15 protein-coding genes are annotated in these 14,571 nt (G+C 69.1%); 3 read left to right on the forward strand and 12 right to left on the reverse strand.

The window, feature by feature from the left end; all coding sequences use genetic code 11:
• The first annotated feature begins 115 nt into the window (after positions 1–115).
• A complete protein-coding gene (locus IPG68_15540) occupies positions 116–1,345 on the forward strand; it encodes a hypothetical protein (GenBank protein MBK6764579.1) in 1,230 nt (409 codons plus the stop codon).
• A 125-nt stretch (positions 1,346–1,470) separates the two neighbouring features.
• On the opposite strand, the gene IPG68_15545 is transcribed toward IPG68_15540, so the two are convergent.
• The 8 genes from IPG68_15545 to IPG68_15580 form a co-directional block, all read right to left on the reverse strand.
• Positions 1,471–1,767 (reverse strand): DUF4333 domain-containing protein, encoded by a 297-nt coding sequence (locus IPG68_15545; protein MBK6764580.1) that lies wholly within the window; start codon positions 1,765–1,767, stop codon positions 1,471–1,473.
• Between the two features lie 93 nt (positions 1,768–1,860).
• Positions 1,861–2,814, reverse strand: a complete 954-nt coding sequence (gene hemB / locus IPG68_15550; GenBank protein MBK6764581.1) for a porphobilinogen synthase — start codon at positions 2,812–2,814, stop codon at positions 1,861–1,863.
• Complete coding sequence (locus IPG68_15555) at positions 2,811–4,397, reverse strand: bifunctional uroporphyrinogen-III C-methyltransferase/uroporphyrinogen-III synthase (protein MBK6764582.1); 1,587 nt, start codon at positions 4,395–4,397, stop codon at positions 2,811–2,813. The genes hemB and IPG68_15555 overlap by 4 nt, the downstream gene beginning before the upstream one ends.
• The gene (gene hemC, locus IPG68_15560; GenBank protein MBK6764583.1) at positions 4,394–5,380 is read right to left on the reverse strand and encodes a hydroxymethylbilane synthase; all 987 of its coding nucleotides are present in this window, start codon (positions 5,378–5,380) and stop codon (positions 4,394–4,396) included. Before hemC ends, IPG68_15555 begins: the two co-directional genes overlap by 4 nt.
• A complete protein-coding gene (locus IPG68_15565; GenBank protein ID MBK6764584.1) occupies positions 5,292–6,587 on the reverse strand; it encodes a glutamyl-tRNA reductase in 1,296 nt (431 codons plus the stop codon). The genes hemC and IPG68_15565 overlap by 89 nt, the downstream gene beginning before the upstream one ends.
• Entirely contained in the window at positions 6,584–7,249 is a 666-nt protein-coding gene (locus IPG68_15570; protein MBK6764585.1) for a redox-sensing transcriptional repressor Rex, read from the reverse strand. Before IPG68_15570 ends, IPG68_15565 begins: the two co-directional genes overlap by 4 nt.
• 338 nt (positions 7,250–7,587) lie before the next feature.
• A complete protein-coding gene (locus IPG68_15575) occupies positions 7,588–7,845 on the reverse strand; it encodes a glutaredoxin family protein (GenBank protein ID MBK6764586.1) in 258 nt (85 codons plus the stop codon).
• Positions 7,824–9,332: an AMP-binding protein gene (locus IPG68_15580; protein MBK6764587.1), complete on the reverse strand. Its 1,509-nt coding sequence runs from the start codon at positions 9,330–9,332 to the stop codon at positions 7,824–7,826. Before IPG68_15580 ends, IPG68_15575 begins: the two co-directional genes overlap by 22 nt.
• Before the next feature lie 150 nt (positions 9,333–9,482).
• Between IPG68_15580 and IPG68_15585 the strand changes: the two genes are divergently transcribed.
• Positions 9,483–10,199 carry an HAD-IB family hydrolase gene (locus IPG68_15585; protein MBK6764588.1) on the forward strand — a complete coding sequence of 239 codons (717 nt, stop codon included), beginning with the start codon at positions 9,483–9,485 and terminating at the stop codon, positions 10,197–10,199.
• Between the two features lie 96 nt (positions 10,200–10,295).
• Here IPG68_15585 and IPG68_15590 read toward each other — a convergent pair whose 3' ends face one another.
• The 4 genes from IPG68_15590 to IPG68_15605 all read right to left on the reverse strand — a co-directional run bounded on the left by IPG68_15590 (position 10,296) and on the right by IPG68_15605 (position 13,652).
• The gene (locus tag IPG68_15590; GenBank protein MBK6764589.1) at positions 10,296–11,183 is read right to left on the reverse strand and encodes an acyltransferase family protein; all 888 of its coding nucleotides are present in this window, start codon (positions 11,181–11,183) and stop codon (positions 10,296–10,298) included.
• A 120-nt stretch (positions 11,184–11,303) separates the two neighbouring features.
• On the reverse strand, positions 11,304–12,326 hold the full coding sequence (locus tag IPG68_15595) for an SDR family oxidoreductase (GenBank protein MBK6764590.1): 1,023 nt from the start codon (positions 12,324–12,326) through the stop codon (positions 11,304–11,306).
• 5 nt (positions 12,327–12,331) lie between these two features.
• Positions 12,332–12,430 carry an AURKAIP1/COX24 domain-containing protein gene (locus IPG68_15600; GenBank protein ID MBK6764591.1) on the reverse strand — a complete coding sequence of 33 codons (99 nt, stop codon included), beginning with the start codon at positions 12,428–12,430 and terminating at the stop codon, positions 12,332–12,334.
• 46 nt (positions 12,431–12,476) lie between these two features.
• Positions 12,477–13,652 (reverse strand): acetoin utilization protein AcuC, encoded by a 1,176-nt coding sequence (locus IPG68_15605; protein MBK6764592.1) that lies wholly within the window; start codon positions 13,650–13,652, stop codon positions 12,477–12,479.
• Positions 13,653–13,729: 77 nt separating this feature from the next.
• Here IPG68_15605 and proC point away from each other — a divergent pair, with 77 nt between their 5' ends.
• Complete coding sequence (gene proC, locus IPG68_15610; protein ID MBK6764593.1) at positions 13,730–14,530, forward strand: pyrroline-5-carboxylate reductase; 801 nt, start codon at positions 13,730–13,732, stop codon at positions 14,528–14,530.
• Positions 14,531–14,571 lie beyond the last annotated feature (41 nt).

Below are 14,571 nucleotides of genomic sequence, written 5' to 3' on the forward strand. Positions count from 1 at the left end.
ACGTTCCCGTCACGACACCGGAGGCCAGGATCGCGGGCGTGGCGTGCGGCAAAGACCAGAATTCTCATCCGCGGATGGGGTTCCCAAACGGGTCCCCAGACGGTTGACTACGCACATGGATTTTCGGATTGTCGCTGCTCTGTCCGCCACCGCAGTCGCCGTTCCCCTCTCCGCCGGCCCGGCATCCGCCGATCCGGTTCTCAACGGGGAGTTCACCGTGAGCGGGGTGGGGACCAACAACCAGATCGCGGTCGGGCCCGATGGGAACATGTGGGTCACCCTTGAGTCCGTCACGAAGGACGTCGCGAAGATCACACCCGACGGAACCGTCACCGAGTACGAATCGGCGAACATGAGCAATCCCATCGGGATCACCGCCGGACCGGACGGCAACCTCTGGGTGACGCAGGCCGGGGGCGTGGCCCGCTTCGCCCCGGCGGATCCGACGACGGCGACCCCGTTCGCGATCGCGGCCATCGCCGATCCGCGCGCGATCACCACCGGGCCCGACGGCAACCTGTGGACAGCCTCAGCGGACAAGGCCTTCAAGATCCCGCCGGCAAACCCCGGCGGATTCACGCCATACCCCGCCACCGGACTCTCCGGCGCACGGTGGATCACCGCGAGTTCCGACGGATACCTGTGGGTGGCGGACTTCGGGGTACCCCAGGCCGTGCGGATCGCCACCGACGGCACGGGGACCGTGTTCCCCGCCCTCGGCGGGCTGCAGGGGATCGCCGGCGGAGCAGCTGGCCAGGTCGCCTACAGCCAGCAGGGCGCGGCGCCCTACTACGTGGGCGTCCTCACACCCCCCGGCCCGGAGAAGACCGCGCTCATGCCGGGGGCGGACCCCTTCGGGGTGACCTACGGCGCCGACGGTGCGTACTGGGTGGCGCGGTTCGCCACGAACAACGTCGCGCGAGTCACGGCGGACGCCCAGTCCTCCACCATCGCCCTGCCGGCCAACTCCGGACCGCGCCAGATCGCGGCCGGGCCCAACGACACCGTCTGGGTCACTCTCGACAACACTGACAAGATCGCCCGCATCACCGGCGTGAGCGCGCCGGTCCCCACCCACCCCGACACCGACGCCAACGCCAGGCACCAACCCCGACACCAAGATCACCAAGGCCCCGAAGAAGGTGGTGCGCACCAAGAAGGCGCGTGCGAAGGTGAAGGTGCGCTTCACCGGTACGGATGGGGCCACGTTCCAGTGCAAGGTCGTCCGCAAGCCGAAGAAGCAGGCATCGGTGAAGTGGCGCACGTGCACCTCCCCCAAGACCGTCCGACTCCGCAAGGGCAAGTACACGTTCCTGGTGCGGGCCGTGACCTCCACGGGGCGTGACGGCAGTCCGGCGAAGACGAAGTTCCGCGTGAAGCGCCGCTAGTGCTGCGGGTCGCGGACCAGCCGGCCCGCACAAAAGCCCGGCCGGTCCGCGCACGTGTGCGGACCGGCCGGGCTTTCGAGTACTAGACGACCTTCCAAGTCAGGTAGCCGGTGGACTCCTTGCGCAGCCGGACCTGCACGCGGTACTTGGTGCCACTGGTCGAACGTGCGGTGCAGTAGAAACGCTTGCCGTTCACCCAGTTGACGTTCGAGGGGCAGTTCACAGTGACCCTGATGTTGGCCTTCTGCTTGAAGCCCTTCTTGATATTGCGCTCGAGCTTGGCCTCTTTGACCACAGACTCCGCAGCTGCCGGGACGGTGGCCAACAGGGGCGCAGCCAGCAACGGGAGGGTCAACACCACAGCAACAGGCTTACGCATGGATTCCACCTTTCCAGATTTGACAGACCGAGCCTACCCACGCTCCGGACCCCTATGCGAGGTCCCCATCATTTCGATCCGGACACGATGCGTTCAGTCCAGCCAGGCCGCCGCCTCGAGGGCCCAGTACGTAAGGATGATGTCCGCGCCAGCGCGCACGCATCCGTTCAGGGACTCCACGATCGCGGATCGCCGGTCGATCCAGCCGTTTGCTGCGGCCGCCTCGAGCATCGAGTACTCCCCGGAGACCTGGTAGACGGCCACGGGGATGTCAGACATCTGCGCCACCGCGGAAACCACGTCGAGGAATGCCGGCTTGACCATCACCACGTCGGCGCCCTCGGCCAGGTCCAAGGCCGTCTCCCGCAGCGCCTCCCGGCCGTTGGCCGGGTCCTGCTGATAGGTGCGCCGGTCACCGGACAGGGAACTGCCGACGGCTTCCCGGAACGGCCCGTACAGCGCCGAGGTGTACTTGGCCGCATACCCGAGGATCGCGGTGTCGATGAGCCCTTCGGCATCCAGGGCCTCGCGTACCGCACCGACCTGGCGGTCCATCATCCCGCTGGTGCCCAGCATGTCGGCGCCGGCCCGGGCGAGCACGACTGCCATGTCCTGGTAGCGCACCAGGGTCGCGTCGTTGTCGACACGATCGCCGTCCAGCACCCCGCAGTGGCCGTGGTCGGTGAATTCGTCCAGGCACAGATCCGCCTGGATCACCAGTCGCCCGGCAGCAGCCTCGACCGCGACCAGCACGGCGCGCGACAGAATCCCGTCGGGGTCGGTCGCCCCGGACCCGATGGCATCCTTGTGCACCGGCACGCCGAACAGCATGACGCCGCCGAGCCCGGCCGCCGCGGCCTGCTCGATGACTCCGGGCAGGGTGCCGAGGGTCTGCTGGAACACCCCTGGCATCGAGGAGATGGCCCGGGGCCGCTCGAGCCCCTCCGCGACGAACACCGGCAGCACCAACTGCGACGGATGCACCCGCACCTCCCGCACCAGCCGGCGCATCGCGGCAGTGGTGCGCAGCCGTCGCGGCCGGATCATGCCCTGGCCGCCGCCCGCCGGCGCCCGGCACCCCGCCGCTTGGATGGCCGCCAGGTGCGTTCGCCGTTCTCCAGCGCCGCCTGGCGCAGCTGCTCGCCGTGCTCGGCAAGTGCCAGCACCAGCGGCTCGATCTTGGACTGCGCCGGCTGGACGGCGACCTTGAGCCCGTGCTCGACGGCGGTCGCCGCCGTCTCCGGGCCGATCGCCGCGATCACCGTGGTGGCGTGCGGCTTGCCCGCGATGCCCACCAGGTTGCGCACGGTGCTGGACGAGGTGAAAACAACAGCGTCGAAGCCACCGGTCTTGATCGCCTCGCGGATCTCGGCGGCCGGCGGCGCGGCCCGCACGGTGCGGTACGCGGTGATGTCGTCCACCTCCCAGCCGAGGCCCTCGAGCCCGGCCACGAGCTTCTCGGTGGCGATGTCGGCGCGCGGCAGGAACACCCGGCCGATCGGGTCGAGTTCGGGATCGCGATCAGGCCACACCGCGAGCAGACCGGCCGACGACTGGCTCTCCGGCGGGGGGACCAGATCGGCGCGCACCCCGAAGTCGCGCAGGGCCTGCGCCGTCGCCTCCCCGATGGCGGCGATCTTCAGCCCGGCCAGGTGTCGGGCGTCCAGCCCGCGCTGCTCGAAGCGCTCGCGAATGGCACGCACCGCGTTAACGCTGGTGAAGGCGATCCACTGGTAGCGGCCGGACTCCATCCCCTCGATGGCACGTTCCATCTGCTGCGGGGTCCGCGGCGGCTCAACGCTGATCGTCGGCACCTCGACCGGAACCGCGCCGTAGACGCGCAGCCGCGCCGACAGTTCGCCGGCCTGGTCCTTGGTCCGCGGCACGAGGACCCGCCAACCGAACAGCGGCCGGCTCTCGAACCAGCCGAGCGGGCCGGCCGAGCCGACGCCGTCGCCGATGTACACGTCACCGGGGCCACTCAGCTTGGCCGCCTTCAGGTCCCCCGCGGCGTCGCCCAATGTGGTCACGACGGTCTGCTGTTCCACGGTGGTACCCGCGCGCACGACAACCATGCCGGTGCCCGGGGTCCGGCCGGCCGCCAGTGCGGCCTTGGCCAGCCCGGCGGCGGAATCCGCACCGTTGCGCACCACCAAGGTGCAGGTGACGTCGGCCAGTGCGGCCTCGTCCACCTCCGTGACGAGCAGATCCACCACCCGCACCTGCTTGGCCTTGGTGCCCACCAGACCGATACCCGCGTAGGCCGCGACCCCGGACACCCCGGCGGCACCGGGCAGGATCTCGAAGGGCACCCGGAAGCGGTGCAGAGCCTTCGCCTCAGCGAGCACCCGGCCGTCCAGGACGGGATCACCGGCGAAGATGCGCACCACCGAGCGCCCCGCCCGGGCCTGCTCGGTGAGCGACTTGGCGACCGCGGGGGCATCGGTGGGTGCGGTGGGGATGTCCAACACCTCCGCCTCGGAGCCGACCAGCAGATCGGCGACCTCAGGGTCAGCAACGACGACGTCGGCGGCATCCAGCAGGCCGGCGGCTCGCACGCTGAGCAGTTCGCGATCCCCGGCACCGCCGGCGATCAGGGCCACTGCCGGGACGGGTTTGCGGTTCTTCATCTTTCATCTCTCCCGAGTAGTCGACCGGCACCCTGGCCGATCAGGTCGTCTGCGGCACGGCGACCGACCTCGCGGGCGTCGTCCGCGGATCCAGTCGTGGTGCATTCGTACATCTGTGAGCCGTCCAGTGAAAGGACCGCGGCACGCAGGGTGACGGTCCCTCCGGCACTGGTGGTGGCGGCCCCCACCGGCGCGCTGCATCCCGCCCGCAGTCCGGCCAGCATCGCGCGTTCGGCAAGCACCTGGGTGCGGGCAGCGGCATCGTCGAGGGCACCAATCAGCCCGGCACGTGGATCGTCACTGCGCATCTCGACAGCCAGCGCCCCCTGGCCGACGGCCGGGAGCATCTCGTCGGGATCCAGTGGCGTACCCGGCGGCGTCAGGCCCAGCCGGTTGAGCCCGGCGCACGCAAGGACCACGGCATCGACCTGGCCGCCGGTGACTGCGGCCAGCCGGGTGCCGACGTTGCCCCGGATGCCCACGACCCGCAGGTCCGGCCGGCGGACCCGCAGGTAGGCGACCCGCCGCGGCGAACCCGTGGCGACGGTGGCCCCCTCGGGCAGATCGGCCAGTCCCCCGTGGGTGCTGACCAGGTAGTCGCGGGTGTCCTCACGCGCGGGCACCGCTGCGATGACGGTGCGCGGGTCATCGGCCGTCGGCAGGTCCTTCATCGAATGGACCGCGGCGTCGGCGCGGCCGTCCACGACCGCTTCCCGCACCCGGGCCACGAACACACCCTGTCCCCCGAATGACGTCAGCGCCGCCCGTGAGACATCCCCTTCCGAGGTCACGAGCACCTCGCCGGCGGGCCCGCCGATCGCCTCGCTGATACGGTCGCGCACCCATGCGGTTTGCGCACGGGCCAGCGCACTGGCCCTGGTGGCCACGCGGAAGTCAGGCACGCGGACTCCCGCCCGAGGTGTCCGTGAGCGCAGCCACTGCGGCCGGGTCGAGGTCGAACAGCGCGTGCAGTGCCGCGGCATAGCGGTCGCCGCCGGACTCCACGGCGAACTCCTTCATCCGCACGGTGGGGGTGTGCAGGAGGGTGGCGACCACCCGGCGCATCGACCGCGCGATCTCGTTGAACTCCTCGGTGCTCATCTGCGTATTGCGCAGACGCAGGCGGCTGAGTTCCTCCTCCACGACCTCCTCGGCACGTGACCGCAGCGCGACCACGACCGGCTCCACCTTCGCGCTCATCTGCCGTTGGACGAACTCCGTCGCGGCCCCCATCACGATGTCCTCCGCGCCGCTCACGCCGTCGGCTGCCACCTTCGCCTGCGGCAACACGGCGATACCTGCCAGGTCCAGGCGCTGGACGCCGGGGATCTCGACGATCCGCGGGTCGGTGTCGTGGGGCAGTGCCAGGTCGCAGACGAACATGTGCGCGGGCGCCCCGGCCATGACCCGCTCGAGGTGGTCCTTGGTGACCAAGAGGCCAGTGGCCCCGGTCGCACTGACCACCACATCGGCAGTGCGCAGGTGGGCGTCGAGGTCTACCAGTTGGGCACCACGGCCGTGCACGGCCTGTGCGAGACGGTGCACCGCGGCAGCGGTACGGCCCACGACGGTGACCTTCGCACCCTGCGCTGCGGCGACCGATGCGGCCAGCGACGACATCGAGCCCGTGCCGATGACGACCACCTCGCATCCCGCAAGCGACCCGGCGTGCCGGGCGGCCTCGGCCAGCGCTACCTCGACCACCGATGCCCCGTGCCTTCCGATCCCGGTGTCGGTGTGCACGCGCTTGCCCACCCGCAGTGCGCTCTGGGCCAACTGGTGCAGGCTGCTCCCAGCCTGTCCCTGTTCGACAGCCGCCTTGAAGGCCTCCCGGAACTGGCCGAGGATCTGCTCGTCACCCAGCACCATGGAGTCCAGTCCGCTGACCACCCGGAAGGCGTGCCGAACGGCTGCGTCCTCGTAGTGCACATAGAGGTGACCGGACAGCGACTCGGCCGGGATGCCCGACTGCTTGGCCAGGACGGCCGTCAACGACTCGACCGCGGCGTGGAAGCGGGACACGTCGGTGTACACCTCGATGCGGTTGCACGTGGACAGCAGCAACGCCTCACCCACCGCCTCGCCTGCGCCCACCAGGGACAGGGTCTGCTCGGTATCGATCGCAGCGACCTTCTCCAGGACCTCCATCGGGGCACTGTGGTGGCTCACCCCGAGCACGAGCAGGCTCATCGTGTGCCTTTCTGTCCCGCGTGCACCGCGAGGATCTGGATCTCGGTGGCAAGATCCACAGGGCGCACGACCACGGACCCGGGCACACTCAAGTGCACGGCCGACAGGTTGAGGATGCTGGTCACACCGGCACGCACGACCAGGTCGGCCACGGACTGGGCCGCGTCGGCGGGGGTGGCGATCACGGCGATGGACACGTGGTGACGGGCGACGAACCCCGGCAGGTCGGACAACGGCTGGATCTCCAGCAATCCGAGTTCCGGGTTTCCAGCCATGGTCCCGATGAGGTCGGGGGCGATGTCGAAGATCCCCACCACCCGCAGGCCACGTTCGGCGAAACCGCGGTAGCCGGCCAGCGCTCGGCCCATGTGCCCGACCCCGACCACGATGACGCGGTGCTCGTCGGACAGGCCGAGCGCCCGGTTGACCTGGTCGCGCAACTCGACCACCGGGTAGCCAACGCCACGGGTCCCGTAACTGCCCACGTAACTGAGGTCACGGCGCACCACCGCGCCACTCACGCCGACCTGCGCGGCCAGATCCGCACTGTGCACGGTCTGCAGCCCGGCGTTCTCCAATTGCGACAGACACCGGATGTATGTGGGCAGTCTGGCGATGGTGGCGTCCGGGAGTTCGCGTCGACGTCGTCGCGGAATGGACACCTGTCACCTGTCTGAAGCGAGCACGGCACTCGCGACACGTTCATGCTACCGATTTCACAAGCTCCGCCCAACTGGAATGCGGACTCCAGTGTTCGCTTTCCGGAGATGGGACCAAGGTGGGAGAGAACCCGCTGACCGGGGAGCGATCCAACCCCGCTGAACCTCTCCCCGATGTACGGACCTCTCCCGGGTACGTTTCTACGCGGCCACCGCTGAGTGCGGAGGCGAACCACCGCGCGGTACGCCCACGGCTCAAGGCGGGAGCGAAACGGACATCCGGGAGCGATCCAACCCGGTTGAACGTCTCCCCGACGTACGGACCTCTCCCGGGTACGTTTCTACGGCGCCAACGCGGCCGCCAGCCGCTGCGGGTTGACCCGGTACACGTCGTGCACTGCCCCGTCGACGAGCACGACGGGCACCTGGTCGGCGTACAGCTGCGAAAGCCGCGGGTCGTCACGGATCGAGATCTCGACGAAGTCGGTGTCGGTCTGCGCACAGACCACCTCCACCACCTCGCGCGCCACATCGCACAAGTGGCAGCCCGGCTTGCCGACGAGGATCACCCGCGCGCTCAGAGCGAGGTCACCGGCCATTCCTCACGCAGCCGGGCCTTGCTCACCTTGCCGGTCACCGAGTGCGGCAGATCGTCGACCACGTCCACGATCGTCGGGCATTTGAACCGCGCAAGACGCGACGTGGCGAAGCCCAACACGTCCTCGGAGGTGATCCCGGAACCGGGATCCGTCACCACGTATGCCTTCACCGCCTCGCCGGTGTAGGGGTGCGTGACGCCCATGACGGCGACCTCTACGACCCCGTCCATCTGCAGCAGTGCGTCCTCCACCTCGCGGGGGTACACGTTGAATCCGCTGACGATGATCAGCTCCTTGCGGCGGTCGACCAGCCGCAGGTCACCTTCGTCATCGCTGAACGCGACATCCCCGGTCGCGAACCACCCGTCGTCGTCGGGAGCGCCGGTGCCGTCGGGCCAGTACCCGCTGAACACGTTGTCGCCCCGCACGAAGATCTCGCCGGGATCACCCTCCCGCACGGGATCGCCGTCGGCGTCGCGCAGTTCCACCTCGATGCCCGGCAGCGGCTGCCCGACGAACCCCGGTTTGGGCCGGCCCGACACCAGGGAGGCGGTGATCACGGGGGAACACTCGGTCATCCCGTAGCCCTCCCAGATCGGCTTGCCCGTGAGCGTCTCGAACTGCTGCATGACGTTCAGCGGCAGCGGGGCCGCCCCGGAGACCAGCAGGCGCACCCCCGCCAGCATGTCGGCCAGTCCCTCCTGGACCGACCAGGCGACGTACATCGGCGGCGCCCCCGCCACGTTCGTGACGTGGTGTCTGCGCAGGGCAGTCAGGGCGGCCGCCGGGTCGAAGCGCTCGGTCAGCACGATGGTTGCGGCGTGCCGGGCGACCAGACCCAGCGTGGCGTTGAGGGCGTAGATGTGGAACAGCGGCAGGACGCACAGGACGACGTCGTCGCCGGTCGTGGCAGGTGGGTCACTGAGCGCGCTGAGTTGATCCAGATTCGCCGACAACGCACGGTGGGTCAGCATGGCGGCCTTCGGGCGTCCGCTGGTCCCGGAGGTGAACAGCAGCACCGCCAGGGACTCCGGGTCGGTGGGTTCGGTGGGCAGGGGCATACTGCCGACGGTGAACCGGCGCCATTCCTCCGTGCCGGTGCGCACAACATCCACGTCGAGCCCGTCAAGCACCGCCCCGAGGTCCGGCTCGGCCAGCACGAGTTGCACGTCGACATCAGAGAGCATCGTGGACAATTCGGCCGCGGTGTAGCCGGTGTTGAACGGGACCGCCACCATGCCGGCGCGCAGGATGCCGAAGTAACTGGTGATGAATTCCAGGGTGTTGCGCTGCAGGATGCCGATGCGGGAGCCGGGCTCCAGGCCATGGGCGATCAGACCGCTGGCCACGGCCCGGACCTGCCAGTCCACCTCGCTCCAGGTGGTCGTTCGCGCATCAGTGACCACGGCCGGGTGGCGCGGCCGCGATTGCGCCGCAATCCCGACGAAATCGGCAAGATTGGCCACCACGCCCGCAGTCTTACACACCTTGGCCTGGGCTAGCCTGCACAGGTGGAGCCCAACTCTGACCAGGTGGAATGGAAGGCCACGGAGATCGCCGACGCGGTGCCTGAACACGCCGATCCCCGGGCAGCGGCCTTCTTCGACATCGACAACACCCTCATCCACGGGGCCTCGATGTTCCACTGGGCGCGCGGGCTGGCCAAGCACCAGTACCTGACCAAGGGCCAGATCCTCGACTTCGTGTGGAAACAGACGCGGTTCATCGTGGTCGGCAAGGAAGATCCCGACGACATGCATGACGTGACGCAGGAGGCGCTGGGTCTGGTTGCGGGACGCAACCAGGCCGAACTCGTGCAACTGACCCGGGAGATCTTCAACGAGTACATGATCGATCGGTTCTGGCCGGGCACAGTGGCGCTGGCGCAGGGACACCTCGACGCTGGGCAGCGGGTGTGGCTGGTGTCCGCGGCCCCCGTCGAACTCGCAGAACTGATCGCCGAGCACCTCGGGCTGTCCGGGGCACTGGGCACGGTCTCCGAGCAGGTGGGCGGGATCTACACCGGTCGGCTGGTCGGGCGGCCGTTGCACGGAGAGGCCAAAGCCGAGGCGATCGCCGAACTCGCCGCCCGGGAGGGGCTGGACCTGAGCCGGTGTGCCGCCTACTCCGACTCGGCGAACGACATCCCCATGCTGTCCCTGGTCGGCACCCCGGTGGCGGTCAACCCCGACCGCGCCTTGCGCTTGCACGCCCGCCGCAACGAGTGGACCGTGCGGGACTACCGCACCGCCCGCCGGGTCATCAAGATCACTGCGCCGGCGGTGGGGGTCGCGGGCCTGGCGACGGGGATCGCGGTGGGCACGGTCATGGCCCGCCGCGCACTGCGCACCTGACGCGCGCCTTCGGAATTACGAAGGTGCGGGCCGCCAGCCGAACCAGCACCTCATTCACAAACCGGCCCGTGGGCCCGGCACCTTCGTCGCAGAAACCTAGAAGAACACCGACCGGCGGGCGACCAGCAAGCGGTACAGGGTCTGCTGGATCGTCTCGCGGACCTGGTCGGTGAGGTCGAAGACCAACATCGGGTCGTCGGCGGCACCCTCGGGGAACTCGTCGGTGCGGATCGGCTCACCGAACTCGATGATCCACTTGCTCGGCAGCGGGACCATCCCCAGCGGTCCCAACCACGGGAAGGTCGGCGTGATCGGGAAATACGGCGACCCCACCATCCGGGCCAGCAACTTGGCGTTGCCGATGATCGGGTAGATCTCCTCGGCACCTACGATCGAACAGGGAATGATCGGGGTCTTCGTCCGCAGTGCGGCTGCGACGAAACCCCCGCGGCCGAAGCGCTGCAACTTGTACCGCTCGCTGAAGGGCTTGCCGATCCCCTTGAACCCTTCCGGCCAGACACCGACCAGTTCACCGCCGGACAGCAACCGCTCGGCGTCGGGGGCGCAGGCCAGCGTGTGCCCGGCCTTGCGCGACAGCTCCGCCACAACCGGCAACTGGAAGACGAGGTCGGCGCCGAGCATGCGCAGGTGACGGTGGGCCGGGTGGTGGTCCCAGATGGCCAGTTGCGTCATCATCGAATCGATCGCCACGGTGCCCGAGTGGTTGCCCACCAGCAGTGCGCCACCGGTGTCGGGGATGTTCTCCAGGCCGCGGGTCTCGATGCGGAACCACTTCTTGTACAACGGCCGGAACGGCGCCAGCAGAATGCGGTCGGTGAGTTCCGGGTCGAAGCCGAAGTCGTCGACCTCGTACTCGCCGGTCAGCCGGCGGCGCAGAAAGGCCAGGGCGCCGGCGACCCGGGTGTCCCAGTCGACATGCTCCTCCGTACCGGGCAACGGGTTCGCCTCGTCGGGCTGCTCCACTGCCGCGGTGCTCGCCCGACTGGCGCGGGCACCCGAGCGGGGGCGGCCTTCTTCGCCGCCGGCTTCTTCTTCTTGGCGTCCTTGCCCTTGATGGGGATCACGCGTGCGTCAGGCACCGGCTCAGCCCTTCCCGGTCAGCAGCGAAAGCAGTTGGTCCTCGATGTTCTCCACGCGCTCCGGCGGCAGCAGGCGGTTGAGGTTGCGCCCCTCGACGAAGGCGTCGAACGTCTCCGGGGTGGTGTGCTGGGGCACGAAGCCGAACTCGGTGCGCATCCGCGTGGTGTCGATGCCCCGACCATAGGTGAGGAACCGGACTTGCTCCGGGGAGAAGTCGGCCAGCCCCAGGCGCCGGAATGTAGCACCCACCGCGAATGCGAAGGGACTGGCGATGGGGAACACGGGCCGTCCCGCCCGTCGCGCCGCCTGCGACACCAGGATCACCCCGTCGCCCGCGACGTTGTACGTCCCGGGGTGCTCCTCGATGGTGGCCCGGCGCAGGGCGTCGAGACCGTCGTCCTCGTGGATGAACTGCATGCGCGCGTCGAACCCGAGCACTACCGGGATCACCGGCAGCGAGAAGTAGGTGGTCATCGGCGTCTGCACGCGCGGGCCGAAGAAGTTGGCGAACCGCAGTGTGGTGACAGAGACATCGGGGCGCCGTCGCGCGAAGCCGCGCACGTAAGCCTCCACCTCGACGCTGTCCTTCGCCCAGCCTGAGGTGGGGGCGTGCTTGGGCTCCATCTCTTCGGTGAACATGGCCGGATCCCGCGGCCCGGCGCCGTACACCGACGACGTGGACTTGATCACCAACTTGCGCACAGTCGGGGACTTCTGGCACGCGGCGAGCAACTGCATGGTGCCGATGACGTTGATCTCCTTCATCGACATCCGGCCGCCGGCCTGCATCGGCGTGGCGATCACACCCATGTGCACGACCGTGTCGACCTGGGCGGCCTCGATCACCTTGGCGATGATGGGATTGCGGATGTCCGCGCGCACGAACTCCGCACCCCCGATCTCCTGCCGGGGGGCAACGACATCCACGCCGATCACCCGGTCGACGCTGGGATCCTGCGTCAGGATCTGAGCCATCCGCCCCCCGAGGTGGCGGGAGACGCCGGTGACCAGGACGACCTGTCCCATGTGCGCTACTTCTTGTTACGGCGCTGCACGCGCGTCTTCTTCAGCAGCTTGCGGTGCTTCTTCTTGGCCATGCGCTTGCGACGCTTCTTGACCACCGAACCCATTGGGCCTCCTCTTAGGGACGTCGAATCAGAACCCAGGGTAGTCGGCTCAGAACATGGGATCCGGGTCCGGGTCGATCCCCAGGTGCGGGAAGGCCGCCCGCCGCGTGGCCAGGACGGCCGCGTCGACCGGGTCATCGGGGTTGTAGCCCACTTCCCAGCTGCGCATCCACGGGTCCCGGCCATTGCCCATGACCGTCGGCGGATCGAGGTCCAGGACGTTGCGGACCAGCCCCTGGAACGCCTCCGGGGTCGCGGCGGTGGGGTCGATGGGACGGTCGAGGGCCTCGGCCAGCAGGTGCGTCCATGCCAGGGGCACGACGTCCACCCACTCATAACCACCCCCGCCGGTGGCGATCCAGCGGCCCTGCGAGTGCGCGTGGGCGAGCCGGTGCAGCGCCTGGTAGGACATCCGCTGCCCCTCGAGGCTCAACGACAGATGCGCCAGCGGGTCGGCGAAGTGACTGTCGCACCCCTGCTGGGAGACCAGGAACTGCGGCTGGAAGGCCTGCAGTGCCGGTGGCACGATGGCGTCGAACGCGCGCAGCCAGTGGTTGTCCGCGGTCCCCGGCGGCAACGCCACATTGATGGCGCTGCCCTCCGCGCCCTCGCCACCGACCTCGTTGGGCCAGCCGGTGCCCGGGAAGAGGGTGCGCGGACTCTCGTGGATCGAGATGGTGAGCACCCGGGGGTCGTCCCAGAAGTGCTGCTGCACCCCGTCGCCGTGGTGTACGTCGACGTCGACGTACGCGACCCGCTCGACCCCTTGGTCCAGCAGCCACTGGATGCTCACCGCCAGGTCGTTGTACACGCAGAATCCGGACGCGCGGTCGGGCATCGAATGGTGCAGGCCACCGGCGAAGTTGACTCCATGATCGGCCTCTCCCCGATAGACCGCCTGCGTCACGGAGAGAGTGGCTGCGCACACGAGTTCGGCGTAGGTGTGCATGTCGGGGAAGATCGGCACGTCGTCGGTGCCCAGCCCGTGACTGCCGTGAGTCTCGGCCTGCACGGCCGCCACATACTCGGGGGTGTGCACGCGGTGCAACAGGCCGTCGGGCAGCGGGGCCGGTGAGACCAGGGCGAGGTTTGGGTCCTCGATCAGGCCGAAGTCCCGCGACAGCCGGTAGGCCAACTGCACCCGCACCGGCGCCAGCGGGTGTCCGGGGCCGAAGTCGTAATGCCGAAGTTCATCGTCCCAGACGAAGGCGACCCGGTGGCTCATGTCAGACACGCTACCGACCCTGCTCCCTCCGGCGGGTTCGAATCAACTCCGGCGGTGCTGGGAGTACGGTGTCGGCCATGGGTGTGGTTGCGATCGTCGGGGCCGGCGTGATGGGTGAGGCACTGCTGTCGGGGTTGCTGCGCGGTGACCGGATGGGCGACACGTTCGTCGTCGCCGACAAGCGACTGGACCGGGTGGTGGAGTTGCGGGACCGGTACGGCGTCGAGACCGCCACCAACGTCGAAGCGGCCCGCGAAGCAGATGTCGTGGTGCTGGTGGTCAAACCCCAGGACATCTTCACCGTCGCGCAGGAGATCGCCGGAGAACTCAAACCCGACGCACTGGTGGTATCGCTGGCGGCTGGCGTGACGACCGCTTCCCTGGAGCAGCGCCTGCCCGCGGACACCCCCGTGGTGCGGGTCATGCCCAACACTCCGGCGCTGGTCGACCAGGGCATGTCCGCCGTCTCGCCGGGGGCTCACTGCACCGAGGATCACGTGGCGATGGCAGTACGGCTCATGGCGTGCGTGGGCAAGGTCGTCGAGGTGCCCGAACGACTGCAGGATGCGGTCACCGCGATCTCCGGGTCAGGTCCGGCGTACATCTTCTTCACCGTCGAGGCCATGATCGAGGCCGGCGTGGGCCTTGGCCTGCCGCGGCGCCTGGCCACGGAGTTGACGCTGCAGACTGTGTTCGGCGCGGCCACCATGCTGCGGGAGACCGGCGAACACCCGGTTGTGCTGCGGGAGAACGTCACCTCGCCGGCCGGCACCACGGCGGCGGCATTGCGGATCCTGGAGGACCACAAGGTGCGCGCGGCGTTTCTCGCCGCGTTGGAGGCCGCCCGCAACAGGTCGATCGAACTGGCCGGCGGCTGAGGCCGGCCGGGTCGCAGCCGCCCGCCGCGGAGCAGCGTGAT

The sequence above is a fragment of the Micrococcales bacterium genome (assembly GCA_016703125.1).
In the GTDB taxonomy this organism is placed as follows: domain Bacteria; phylum Actinomycetota; class Actinomycetes; order S36-B12; family UBA10799; genus JADKAV01.